Source organism: Bacillus sp. FSL P2-0099, assembly GCF_038007445.1.
Taxonomy (GTDB): domain Bacteria; phylum Bacillota; class Bacilli; order Bacillales; family Bacillaceae_G; genus Bacillus_A; species Bacillus_A mycoides.
The window spans coordinates 2,112,628-2,126,135 of record NZ_JBBOXE010000001.1 but is presented as its reverse complement, the minus strand read 5'-3'; the positions used below and the strand labels follow the sequence as shown (position 1 = coordinate 2,126,135).

The 13,508-nt window shown below is 34.1% G+C and carries 8 protein-coding genes and 1 other annotated feature; of the genes, 2 read left to right on the top strand and 6 right to left on the bottom strand.

Annotated features, from left to right (window positions below; translation table 11 throughout):
• Positions 1–44 precede the first annotated feature (44 nt).
• Complete coding sequence (locus tag MKY90_RS10910) at positions 45–1,556, bottom strand: M36 family metallopeptidase (RefSeq protein WP_063219642.1); 1,512 nt, start codon at positions 1,554–1,556, stop codon at positions 45–47.
• Positions 1,557–1,884: 328 nt separating this feature from the next.
• On the opposite strand from MKY90_RS10910, the gene MKY90_RS10905 reads away from it, so the two are divergent.
• Positions 1,885–2,469: a TetR/AcrR family transcriptional regulator gene (locus MKY90_RS10905; RefSeq protein WP_002136053.1), complete on the top strand. Its 585-nt coding sequence runs from the start codon at positions 1,885–1,887 to the stop codon at positions 2,467–2,469.
• A gap of 1 nt (position 2,470) precedes the next feature.
• The gene (locus tag MKY90_RS10900) at positions 2,471–3,556 is read left to right on the top strand and encodes a DUF418 domain-containing protein (protein ID WP_141506911.1); all 1,086 of its coding nucleotides are present in this window, start codon (positions 2,471–2,473) and stop codon (positions 3,554–3,556) included.
• 52 nt (positions 3,557–3,608) lie between these two features.
• Here the strand turns inward: MKY90_RS10900 and ileS are convergent, their stop codons facing one another.
• The 5 genes from ileS to MKY90_RS10875 all read right to left on the bottom strand — a co-directional run bounded on the left by ileS (position 3,609) and on the right by MKY90_RS10875 (position 13,359).
• Positions 3,609–6,710: an isoleucine--tRNA ligase gene (ileS, locus tag MKY90_RS10895; RefSeq protein ID WP_341091328.1), complete on the bottom strand. Its 3,102-nt coding sequence runs from the start codon at positions 6,708–6,710 to the stop codon at positions 3,609–3,611.
• Between the two features lie 54 nt (positions 6,711–6,764).
• Positions 6,765–7,003 (bottom strand) — a binding site (T-box leader).
• A 98-nt stretch (positions 7,004–7,101) separates the two neighbouring features.
• On the bottom strand, positions 7,102–11,304 hold the full coding sequence (locus MKY90_RS10890; RefSeq protein WP_341091326.1) for a tetratricopeptide repeat protein: 4,203 nt from the start codon (positions 11,302–11,304) through the stop codon (positions 7,102–7,104).
• A gap of 374 nt (positions 11,305–11,678) precedes the next feature.
• Entirely contained in the window at positions 11,679–12,557 is an 879-nt protein-coding gene (locus MKY90_RS10885) for a class I SAM-dependent methyltransferase (RefSeq protein ID WP_078205525.1), read from the bottom strand.
• A 224-nt stretch (positions 12,558–12,781) separates the two neighbouring features.
• Entirely contained in the window at positions 12,782–13,000 is a 219-nt protein-coding gene (locus MKY90_RS10880; RefSeq protein WP_078205518.1) for a hypothetical protein, read from the bottom strand.
• A gap of 29 nt (positions 13,001–13,029) precedes the next feature.
• Positions 13,030–13,359: a DUF2085 domain-containing protein gene (locus MKY90_RS10875; RefSeq protein WP_078205517.1), complete on the bottom strand. Its 330-nt coding sequence runs from the start codon at positions 13,357–13,359 to the stop codon at positions 13,030–13,032.
• Positions 13,360–13,508 lie beyond the last annotated feature (149 nt).

Sequence of the window (13,508 nt, the reverse complement as noted above, 5' to 3'; positions counted from 1 at the left end):
GCAAATAAAAAAGTCGTGGCTTATAAATGCCACGACTTTTTATATTAATTCGTACTAATTCCTCTCGCTGTCCAAATTCGATCAATTTCAGCTGCGTGTTGTCCGCCGTATAAAAGAGCATCTGCTTGCTTAATCGCTTTCGCTCCATCACGGAATTTTGCATTTGGCGTTAATGACCAATGTGATTGTAAAATAATTTTTGTTGCTACATCACGTCCAAAAACTTGCGCCATTTCATATTGACCTTGAGCCCATATTTCCCCGTCATTATGCACTTCATTCGTTATATCTTTCGGATATACTTTATTCGTATCTAATCGGCGTAAGCACGTCGGATCTGAACTAGAATACGCAGTCGCATCCCACTCTCCAATACATGCTTTTCCGTAACCTGTTGTGGATACTGCATCTTCATAAGTAGCACCTAAGAAGTCTCCAAATCCTTCTCCCATCGCTCCACCTTCTGGTGAACTTCCGAAGCCTGGTACTTGATTATCTTGAATAGAATGTCCATATTCATGCGCGATAATGCCCGCATCTTCTGCATCATCTACTCCGCCAGTACCGAAAGTTAAAGCTTTCGTTGATGGTGAATAAAATGAGTTATCATCAGTTGTACCATTTACATTCACTTTAATAGAACGATTATTAATATTGTTAATGCCTAATCCTTGAATGTAACGCTGTAATGTATCAATATGATAATATGACATAACATCTTCAAAACTATCATTTGCACGTGTAAAATTAAATTGTAAGTTTGTAGATTTCGTCTTCGCTTTTGAAGAAATTGTTACATACTCACCAATTAAAAATCCTGTACCATCTAAACCTTTTAACGTAACAGTTTTCAATTGATTCGTTAATGCTGTTGAATCTGCGTCATTATTGTCTTTTAATCCTGTTTTACTACCACTAGATACGACAGGATTAGGTAAAAATACTTTCCCTGTTCCTTCTGCTTTTCGGTTTATATCAACCTTTTTAATTAACTTTCCATTTTCCGCGTCAATAAATGTTTCCCATGCTCCGAAAGGTTTATTCGAATGGACTAAAACTTTGTATACTGGGATAGCTACTCCATCCTCAATAATATATCCAAATTCTTTCTCTGTAGGAGCCCATAGATTTTGCTCACTTTCTCCTCCAACATACGCCATTGATTTTTGTTCAGCATCTTTTTCACTAATCTTATTTGCTATTTCTTTCACACTTTGAACTGCCTGGTAATCAGACACAGCAAGTATTCCTTGTCCCTGTCCATTAAGAGTAACTGTAATTTGTTTTGAAAATACAGGAGCACCATTAACTACTTGTTGGAACCTAACATATGAAGCTACTGATGTTTCTGTTGTAGAAATATATTGTAAGTCTGAAAGGTCCGCCTTCAATCCATATTCCGTAGCATGTCCTTTTAAATATTCAATTGCTTTTTTCTGTGGTGAATAAGCTTCTAGCTTTACTTGCTGTTGTTTTTCCAATGCTGAAACTGTGGAAATTGTCCCCATTACTAATGGTACAGTCATTGCCATTGCCACCATTTTTTTGTTTAACATAAAACCACTCCCCCTAATAAATTGAACCCTTTACCCCATTCCTATAAGGCTATTACTGTCCACAAGTAACGAAATAAAGTGAATCTACGAGTAATTCTATACAAACAATTCTATTACCTTTACATTTTGGGTAAGTGAAATTTTCTCAATATTTATGTGTAAAACGAGAAAAATACTGTAGAAATATATTTCTTTTGTAAATTTCTTTACCTTATGCTTTTTAAAGTAATGTGTAAAAAAATAAGTTATTTTTTACCTAACGGTAGGTTGAAAATAATATTAATGAATGATACGATTTATGTAACCTTTTTTATTAGGAGGACTTATCATGAGCAAAAGTGAAGAAACACTCTCTTCCATAGTCGAAGCAAGTTATCGACTATTTGCCGGTCACGGCATTGCCAAAACGACCTATACAATGATTGCTGAAGAAGTTGGTATTGCCAAGCCATCTATTTATTATTACTTTAAATCTAAAGATGCATTAATTGAAAGTATTTTTAATGAATTATGTGCAGCGATGCAGTTCTCCTCATTCTTTCATACAGAAGAATTTACGAAAGAGAATTTCATTGAGAAATGTGTTGAAATTGGCTTTAAAATGATAGACGAACAACAGAAAGATCCTTATTTTAATCGTGTATTACAAGAATATGTATTACTATCTTCAAGAAACGATATGTACAAAGATCGATTACTAACTGTACAAACAGAATATTTAAACGGATTTGAATCACTCCTAACAAAAGCAAATGAACTTCAACTCATTCAAAATAAAAATCTAGTTTCAAAAGCTCATATGTTAGCATTAGTTCTTGATAATATTGGGAATTTTATGATGTTACATTTAGATATGGATTATAAACAAATATGGATTGAAGCTGTAAATAGCATTTTTGAAAGCAGGGATTGAAGTGAATACAAAAAAGCGCATTATCGGCTTAGATTTTGCTAGAGCGTGGGCAATGTTTGGAATGTTACTAGTTAATTTCATGGTGATAACAGGGGCGGAAGGAAATGGACCTCCTCTGTTAAAAACCTTTATAACACTTTTTGAAGGTAGAGCTTCTGCCTTGTTTGTTATACTTGCTGGGATTGGCATAACTTTAATGACTAAATCATCTGTTGCTAGCCAAGAGAAAATAAAAATCAATACCAGCCGAATATTGATTTGGAAACGATCACTATTCTTATTTATTTTAGGATTATTATTGTATGTAATGGAATGGACGGGTGATATTTTACACTACTACGGCGTTTACCTTTTCATCGCTGCATTACTAATTACTGTACGAAGAACTATACTAATATGGCTTTCTATCATTATTTTACTTGCTGCACAATATTTCCAACTTACTTTCAACGCCTTCGAAGGATGGGGAGGCACAATCCCATTTATAAACTATATAGACTTTTGGACCTTAACAGGTTTTCTTCGCAACTTATTTTTTAATGGCTATCACCCTATTTTCCCATGGTTTTCTTTCTTCTTAATTGGTATGATAATTGGCAGGTTAGATCTTCATAATAGGAAAATTAGACATTGGTTGTTCTTACTGGGTTTAACAGTAACCGTAATTATAGAGCTATTATCAAAAGGGTTAACACACCTTTTTATCCCATACATTGGTGAAGCAGCCTCTACATTTTTGTTTAACACAGGACCCATTTTACCCAATATATTATACGTCGCATCCGCTACAGGATCTGCTATTGCTATATTAATAATTTGCCTCTACATTGCTGAAAAATATGAAAATAATTGGTTTGTTACTTCCATTATACAAACAGGACAATTAACATTAACGCATTATGTAAGTCATGTATTTATCGGTATTGGCGCATTGATTGTATTAAATCGTATGGAACATCAAACACTACTTTTCGTTTTATTATTTGCTACTGCATTTTTCATTTTCAGTATTTTATTTAGCGTATTATGGCGAAGGAACTTTTCTAGAGGACCTATCGAATGGATTATGCGGAAAATAACTGATTAATTTATCTTCATACAAAAAAGGAAGTTGGAATGATTCCAACTTCCTTTTTTCTTTAATTAGCCGCGTTTAATTTAATTCGGATCTTTGTCTCACCTAAAGAAAGTTCATCGTCCTCATTCGTTAAGTGACCAAATGTAAATTGCTTGACGAGTAAGTTTTCTTCCAATAAATCTTTATGATTCGTTAACGTTTGCTGTAGTTCTTCTTCTGTATCAAGAATTACATCCACTCGTAAATTAACCGGTAAATTCAACTGCTTACGATATTCTTGAACTGCACGAATAAATTCACGTGCTACTCCTTCTTGTAACAATTCCTTAGTTACATTCGTATCTAACATGACCGTATATTGACCGTTAGTCGTATTTGAGAATCCTGATTTCGCAACTTTCTCTACTAATACATCTTCAGCTGTTACAACTACTTCTTCTCCTGGTGCTACTTCGTAAACTGCTCTTTCTGTAGATACAAAGTGTTGTATTTCTTCTTTTGATAATTGTTTTAGCCAGCCATTTACTGCATTCACACTTTTACCAAACTTCGGCCCAGCCGTTTTAAAATTCAGCTTTAATTGATAGGACGTGTATTTCGTTTCATCGAGTTCAACATGGAACGCTTTTACATTTAGCTCATCCATGATGATATCACGATAAGATTCCCAATCCATATCATTTTCATTATGCGCTAGTAATACAAGTTCTGCTAACGGCTGTTTTACTTTTAATGAATGTTGATTACGATTACTTCTTCCAAGTTCAACAACTTGTAAAACAGCATCCATTTCTGCTTCTAACTCAGGCTGGATAAGTGATTCGTTTACAACCGGATAATCTGCTAAATGAACGCTTCTTCCTTCTAAATTCAGATGAATATCCTCAGCTACAAACGGTGTAAATGGTGCGATTAATTTACTAATTGTTACAAGCACTTCATGAAGCGTTTCATACGCAGCTGCTTTTTCAGGATTCATACCAGATTCCCAGAAACGATTACGTGATCGTCTTACGTACCAGTTACTGACTTCATCTACAAGCGCCGCGATTTCACGAGCTGCATTCGTAAATTGATAATCATCAAGTGCTGTTCTCACTTTTTTCGTTGTGCTATGCAATCTTGATAATACCCATTCATCTAATTTCGTACGTTTAACTTCATACTTTTCTTTCGGATTATACTCATCTAAATTTGCATATAAAACGTAGAAGCTATATACATTGACTAACGTATCTACAAATTTAGATTTTGCTTCCAGTACTGTTCTTTCAGAAAAACGCTTTGCATTCCACGGAGCACTGTCAACAAGTAGAGCCCATCTTAAAGCATCTGCACCAAACTGATTTACTAAATCAACTGGATCTAGTGCATTTCCTTTACTTTTAGACATTTTCTGTCCTTCCTCGTCTAGAACATGCCCTAGTGATAACACTCGTTTATATGGTACTTTCCCTGTATATAGCGCTGATACGGCTAATAAACTATAAAACCATCCGCGTGTTTGATCAATGCCTTCTGCAATAACATCTGCTGGAAACTGTTCTTCAAATAACTCTTTATTTTCAAATGGATAATGATATTGTGCAAACGGCATGGAACCACTATCAAACCAAACATCGATTACTTCTGGTGTGCGATTCATTGTACTTCCGCATTTTTCGCAGCAAACTTGCACTTCATCTACATACGGCTTATGCAATTCTAAATCTTCAGGTGTTTCTTTCGTACTATGCTTTCTTAATTCGGCAATGCTTTTCGGTGCGAATTGATGATCGCAGCTTTCACATTCCCATACGTTTAAAGGTGTTCCCCAATATCTATTCCGGCTAATATTCCAGTCCACCATGTTTTCTAAAAACTTACCAAACCGTCCATGCTTCATATGGTCTGGATACCACTTAACAGAATCATTATTTCGTAAAAATGTTTCTTTAATCTCAGTTGTTCGGATTAACCAGCTTTCTCCTGCATAATAAAGTAATGGTGAATCACAGCGCCAGCAATGCGGATAGCTATGTTCATATTTTTCTTTATGATATAGTAACCCTTCTTTCGCTAAATAACGAACGATATCAACGTCACAATCTTTTACAAACTTACCTTTAAGAAATGGTACTGCATCCGTATACTCACCTTTCTCATCTACAACATGTAAGAACGACAATCCTTCACTTTGAACGACTTTATAATCGTCCTCCCCATATGCTGGAGCGATATGAACGAGTCCTGTACCACTATCTGCAGTTACAAAATCTGCTGCAATTACGTGGTACCCATTTGTAACTTCCTTCATCGGAAACGGTGCTGTATAAGATGTGTTTACTAATTCTTCGCCTTTGTGAACGGATACTACTTCATAGTTTTCTTTTAATACTTCTTGTACACGCTCTTTCGCAACAATGTATACATACCCTTCTTGTTTCGCTTTAACGTATTCCATATTTGGATGTACGGCAAGTGCAACATTCGCTGGAAGTGTCCACGGCGTTGTCGTCCATCCAAGGAAATATTCATTTTCACTATCTTTTACTTTAAACTTAACCGTTGCGCTTAAATCTTTCACTGTTTTATATCCTTGTGCAACTTCATGTGAACTAAGCGATGTTTGACAGCTTGGACAGTATGGAGAAACTCTATGTCCTTTATATAACAAACCTTTTTCATGAATCGTCCCTAAAATATTCCACACACTTTCGATATATGGATTCTCTAGAGTAACGTATGGATCATCCATATCTACCCAATATCCAATGCTCTCCGTAAATTCACGCCACTGCTTCTCATACGTGAATACACTCTCTTTACACTTTTGAATAAATGGCTCAATGCCGTACTCTTCAATCTCATGCTTACCTGAAATACCAAGTTGTTTTTCAACGCCTAATTCTACAGGTAATCCATGTGTATCCCAGCCAGCTTTTCTTAACACTTTATATCCAGCCATCGTTTTATATCTTGCTACTAAATCTTTAATTGCCCGACCAAGTGCATGGCCGACGTGTGGTAAACCGTTCGCCGTTGGTGGTCCTTCATAAAACACAAACGATTGTGCGCCTTCTCTATTCTGAATTGATTGTTCAAAAATACCCTGTTCGTTCCACTGCTTACGAATACGTGTTTCTCTCCCTACAGCTAACTCTTTTACATCTACTTTCTTCATGTACAATCACTCCTTTGAATGTTTTAAAAGCACACAAAAAACCCGCCCCTATGAAGTAGGGACGGGTTTACCCGCGTTACCACCCTAATTCTATTAGCTTTTCACTAATAGCACTTAGCAACGTACTAATATACGCGTTCTTTGTAACGGTAGACATCCGTCCGAGCTTACTTTATTCAGCCACGGCTCCTCGGAGATGATTTTCAAATAACGTCTGCACACCGGCTTTCAGCAATACACCGGCTCTCTGGAGAACAGCTCACTATTTTACTCTTTCTCGTCTTCAGATTTGTATACTTTATTAAAAGTTATTTTATGCCATTAAACAATTAATTGTCAACTAATTCGAAATATATTTTTATTTATACCCTTTTTCTCTATTCTTATACAATTACTTTTCAAATTCTCGCAATCCTGCTAAATCTTCATCTTCCTCTGCAAGTTCAGCGAAAAATCCTGTTTCATCTTCACGAAGCACAATTTCAAGTTCATCTCTTGCCTCTTCATTTTTGTTTAATAATGTTAAATAACAAGCATGATCGTATCTTGCTAGTAAGTCAGTAGCATCAATTGCTAATATTTCACTTGTTATTTTTTCTGCCTTTGTCGTTTGCCCAGCTCTATGATACGAAGATGCTAAAGCAAGAAGAATTGCTGTTTCATTTGGATGATGTACAGAAGCGTCTTCTAATAACTGAATCGAGTCCTCAATTCTCTCTTGACTTTGATATATTTCTGCTAAAGCAAGGAATCCTCTACTTACAAATGGTGTTTTCTCAATTAATTGCAAGTAAATTTTTTCGGCTTTTCTTTCTTCGCCTAGCTTACATAATACATTCGCTTGTAAAAGAAGAGTATCATAATCATCCGGTAGCTCGCGAACCATTTGTTTCGTTAATTCAAAAGCATCTCGTAACATATCTTCTTCTTCACACTCAATGAAAAGATTTACAAGTTGCTTCGCTACATCATAATCCCACTTATTTTCTAACGATGTTTGTAAAACCTCTATAGCTTCTTTATTCATCGCCGCATTCTCATAAAATATTGCGAAACGCTGCGCTGCCATACTATTTTTCGGATTTAACTTTAAGGAGATTTCAAATAACTCGATAACAACTGTAATCATTGAAATTTCCTTCGCACGATTTTTCATGCGATAAAATGCTCTTGTAAATATAGATTTTTTCGGTTGCTCATTTTGCTGTCTTTCTACTAATCTTTCGGCAACCGCAGTAGCTGCATACATAAACGCTGTACTTCTTTCTGCTTTTTTCACCTTTAGCGTATGAAGTACGTCTCGTATTTGGGATAATTTTTTATGTTGTTCCATTGCTTTTACGTACACACCAAAAATACGTTCACTTTCCAAATCTTTATGCATTACTTTCAGCGCAACTTCGATTGCTTCTGCATTCTGCTTTTTAACTAGCAATTTCGCATAATGATATAGTACTTCCACATGCGCTTCATCTATTTTCATTGCGCATTCGATATATTCTTTTTCTTTATCTATGTCATTCATCGCGCCAAACACGTATGCAATCGCATCTAAACGCCATGTTTCAGGAACTTCTTCCTCCAATTTTTCTAGTTCAACTAGCAATTCTTCCTGAAGATTCATTTCTACTGAAAGCTGCGCTAAATATTCCATATTTATATGCATTGGTTCTTCTTTCATCGCCTGGACCATATGCTTTTGTTCTTTGGAACGATTCTCTTCTTTTTCGTATATTCCAGCAAGCTGCAAATGTACACCTAAGAAGTTCTTATCCATTTCTAAACATGTTTCATACGCATACTTCGCTTCTTGAAATTGCCCTAACGCCATGAATGTTTCACCGATACGGAAATACGGCAATGAATCTTGTTTTTTCTTAAGTGCATCATTATACCGTTTTATCGCCTGATCATACTGTCCAATAGATTCATATAAAACACCTGCGTAACAACCGTATTCAATTACATCCTCTTTTTCTTTTTCTAACGTTCTTAAAAATGCTATGCCTCGTTGCACAAAAGCTGTGTCTTTTATTCGATTTACATACTCATCCAACACGCTCGCTATATTAGCGTATACGCTTCGTATACCGTTCTCTAATTTAGAAAGTGCAAGTTTTAACTCTTTTTCATCCTCACCTAATGCCATTTCAGCATCCCATAACACCATACCAGCATTCATAAGGAAATCTTGATTGTCTTCAAATTGCTTATTAATACTGACAATATAGTTTTTTGCATCCTTATATTGTTCCTTTGCCATATAAACTTGAATTAAACCGAAATGAGAATATACATCTTCATTATTTTCTTCTAAAGAACGCTTATATATAGTTTCCGCTTCTTCAAGTTCATCATTTTGAAAATGAAAATCTCCTAAACGAACATATAAAGACGCCTGATCTTCACAATTTTGAATTCCTTGTAATAGAATTTCCTTCGTATTTTTCTCATCATCCAAATCCAATTCATAGATTTCCGAAAGCTTCGTATATAAATAGGCTGCTGTTTTATCTAATTGAATCGCCACTTTAAGTCCTTTTACCGCCAAATACACTTTCCCTAAATACTGAGCACATCTCGCACGTTCATACCATATGTGCGCTTCATATTTATATTCTTTTAATAAATCATTAAAGAATCCATATGCTTCTTCATATCGTTCTAAATCTATTAAAATTAAACCGTGATTTACAAGTGTAAACCTTTCTGGACTACGTTCTATAGCTGTTAGAGAATACTCTAGCCCCTTTTCGGATTGATCCATATACATGTATGATAATGCTAAGAAACTCCACGCAACTGGTTGATCTGCATCCAATTGTAATGATGAACGAAAACTAGCAATCGATTCTGCATAATTATCTTGCTCAAAAGAATAACGTCCATTTATAAAATGATACAACGCTTGATTGCTTTTCTTCTCCACACTTTGAAGCATCTGTCCTGCTTTTTCCATATCCTGCAGACGAATAAAACACTGTGCACTATGCAATTTCACAAAGTCAGAGCTCGGAAACTTTTTCATTAATTTTTCTATACAAAACTGAATAAAATCTTTATCTACTTCAGCATCTAAATGTTTAATCGTATATAACCAAGTGTTTGGATTTTCACTTGTTTCTTTTAAAAATAGTACTAACTTTTCAATTCCCTCTTTATCTTGCTCACCTAAATGATCTGTAAGAGAAAAGATTGTTTTATAATAAGTGTGTTCTTCCTCATTTAAAAATGAAAGTTGTTCCATTCTATCTTTCGGTATAAACGTAATAGCTAAACAATCTGTATAACGATATTTTTCTTGCAACTTATCATATTCCACAAGAATCGGTTCCAAGAAATTCGGATCTTGAATATAAAAAGCTTGCAGTACATCGTCATAACCAGAAAGCACTTGTACATGGGAAGCGTGCTCAATATCTATACTTAATAAAACGGGAATACCTTGATTGAGTAATCTCTTATAATTTTCCTCATTCCCTTGAAAATAACGATATTCGTAACCTTGCTCTTCTATATATGTAACTGTATCTGAAAACTTAGAACCTGTTACATCAAAAATATGTTGTGCAATTTCATCTTGCGTACGTTTTTCTCCCCATACCCCTAACATCATTTCCAAACTTGTCGGAACGCAATAGTTATCCTTTTGTACAACCGGAACTATCGGTAAACGAACCTTTTTTCCATCAGGATTTTTTTCTATATGATGATATAGAGAATTTTTCAAACTCTTTTCACTTTTCAATAGTGCTTGCAAATCGTGAATATTATTCATTTTATAAAATGCTTCTGCACGTAAATGTATAAAATAAGTTGTATATGCATGATGCGGAAGCATATGATTGATTTTATCTATTACCGCTAACATTTCTTCATAGCGCTCTAAATCTAATAAATATTTTACTTTTTCAAAATAGAAATATGGTACTTGAGGGAACTTTGCAATCGCATCATTAATGAGTTGTAACGCTCGCTGCTGTTCACCTTTATATGCATATAATTGCGCCAATAAGTACGTAGCTAACTCTTCACAATCTTTATGCTGCTGACCGGATAAAAGTTGTTCCTCTGCCTTCTCCCACTCACCAGTCTGTATATATAAGTAACCCCATTTATCAAAAACTGCACGCGTACTATGCTTTTCCGCCTTTTGCATATAGGCATAGGCCTCTTCATTTCGCTTCATATCTAGCAAACATCTAACTAACGTAAAGTATGCTTTCGTTAAAACATCCGCATCAGTTTCCTCTTCATTTACCTTTTCCAAAGAATCTTTTAATAATTGTTCAGCATCAAGGATTTTACGCTCATCAATTAATTCATCACAATATAAAGAGAGCGTTCTCATATTTGGGAATTTTTTATAAGTATAACGAATTAAAAAGGAGCTATATTGATGCATCAAACCTTCATCAGCAAGACGAATTAATGTATCAAACTCCTTAGCTGACGAGACGTTAGAAAGCCATTTCTTCACGTATGATAACTTATTCGTTTCTTTTATATGCACAATTTCATTATTTATCTCATGTAATCCATCTAGGAATCTCTTTTCTTTCAAACAAATCTCTAATTGCTTAAAATCTAGCATGCATTCACCTCAAATTATTATTTATACTGCCATTTGCAAGCAGTATTCTAACCTACTTGCTTAGATTTTACACATCATATAGTATGCATTCAACTAAAACCTCATATAATGAACGATATTATTTAATATTATTCAAGTTTATAACTAAATATCTTAAAAACGATACTTTTTCTCGTTATTTTGTTTAATTTGATGAAATAACATATATTATTCGAAGATGGGTTTTATCTTCTTTTTTGAGGCTTCATTCAGTGGATGAAATTATATTAACGATTTGATAAGATATATCGATTTACCGAAAAATCTTGATAATAATGATAACCTTATTAGAAATGTAGCAATTCTCCTTCTCCCTTACTTTTCTAATATGATATTTACTTCTTTATTTCACCAAATGTAATTTTCATATTCGGAGCATATACTAAAGATGCATGTATATGAAACATTTCAAAAAATCGTAGTTCTGCTTCATATTGAGCGAGTGCATCAGCAAATGTTAAGCCCCGACTCATTAAACGGTCTATAAATTGTTGTTTTTCACCTGGATTACTAGCAATCCCCTCTTCTTTTAGAGAATTATATAATCCTTGCTTATCATTTTGATTTAAATTAGAATCTAAATAATTCACTTTATCACTTACTCTACATTCAATATTTTTAACACCTAATTCACTTAAATACATTGGTATTTTCATGCCAATATTGCCATCTCTACCACTTCTGTGTACATCTTCTTCAAATAACTTCTGCAAAACACCTAGCTGGATAATTTCCGATTGAATTAATCCGTCTAGCGTGTATGAGGACATATTAGAAATCCAATGTGGTTCAAAACAAATAACATGTCCGCCCTCCTTAATCGAATTTATCATTTTTTGCAACATTGCTTTGGGTGAATTCATATGTAATAAGAAGGCATGACAGATTGCTATATCATATTTATTTTCCAATTCAATTTCTGTAGCATCTCCTTCAATAAATTCTGATTCATATGGAAGCGAACGAAACAACTCTCTCGCTTCAGCTATTAATGCTTCCCCGCTATCAATACCTATATACTTTGATCCATTTGGAAGTAACGGCAACAAAATTAAACCTAAGTAGCCATACCCACAACCGTAATCAACAATATGTACTGGCTCAGAAATCTTCCAAACTGTATTTACTAAAAAACTTAAATAATCGTCATTGTAATATAAATCTCTCGTATTTTTTAAATATGTTAGTTTACTGTTCCAATCATACTCTTTCAGATCCAACACCTCCTTTTATATACAAAACTAAAGTTCTCCATTCAATAAACGTATTCCTATGTTTCGAATATTTTTAGAGATGTTTAGTTCTAATTATTGCGTTAAATCGTACATGTTATTTACTCTCCACCTATTTGACAAACTAATTTTTTTAAAAAAATAAAAAGGATTACATACCTGAAACGATATATAATCCTTTTCATAAAAAAGAAATACATAGAAGTTTAGATAGTACAATCACAATCTGAGCAATCGGTACAATCTATTACGTCACAATCTAAATTTCTATTTTTTTTGCTTCTTTTTAAATAAAAATATAGTAGCACCATAAATAATACGCAAATAACAAAAGCTATTGTTGCTTCTATATATTTTTCATGAATGATAAAACCAATTCCACTTCCACCTGCTATAAAAATTAGAATTATGTAAATCCAAAACATGTAAGTAGCTACCTCCGTTGATATGTGGTTTAAGATGTAATCCATATAATACTAGATGCAATAAATAGTCCCATACCATTACCGCTTAATAAGCCAGTAGTTACTCTTAGCAAATTTGTGCTGCTTCGCCATTTCCACTTTTGGGTGAATCCATCAATTAATAATGGAATTTGAGCAAAAAAGGATAGCATTAATGAGAGACTAAACGAAGGTGTTATTAAAAAGTAAATTGGAAACATACATAAACCAATAAACATACCTGTGCATCGCGCACATAAAGGCATGTATTTTTGTAGTTTAAGAAAACTCCTTTCCGGTAGTCTATGACAAGGAATATTTAAAATAAAACTTCGAATCAATACGAACCATCCTCTCTACAAATATTTTAATTGATTTCGTAACAAAATTATAGAATTCTTACACTTCGTAGCGTATAACACTTTATAAATAAGAATTTATTTAAGAAAATACAAAAAGACAAATCAGGTTAATGACCGTCTGATTTGCC

Excerpts from the sequence above, each read along its gene's own strand:
- MKY90_RS10910 (WP_063219642.1), bottom strand. The coding sequence starts at position 1,556 with ATGTTAAACAAAAAAATGGTGGCAATGGCAATGACTGTACCATTAGTA.
- MKY90_RS10905 (WP_002136053.1), top strand. The coding sequence starts at position 1,885 with ATGAGCAAAAGTGAAGAAACACTCTCTTCCATAGTCGAAGCAAGTTAT.
- ileS (WP_341091328.1), bottom strand. The coding sequence starts at position 6,710 with ATGAAGAAAGTAGATGTAAAAGAGTTAGCTGTAGGGAGAGAAACACGT.
- MKY90_RS10890 (WP_341091326.1), bottom strand. The coding sequence starts at position 11,304 with ATGCTAGATTTTAAGCAATTAGAGATTTGTTTGAAAGAAAAGAGATTC.
- MKY90_RS10880 (WP_078205518.1), bottom strand. The coding sequence starts at position 13,000 with ATGTTTTGGATTTACATAATTCTAATTTTTATAGCAGGTGGAAGTGGA.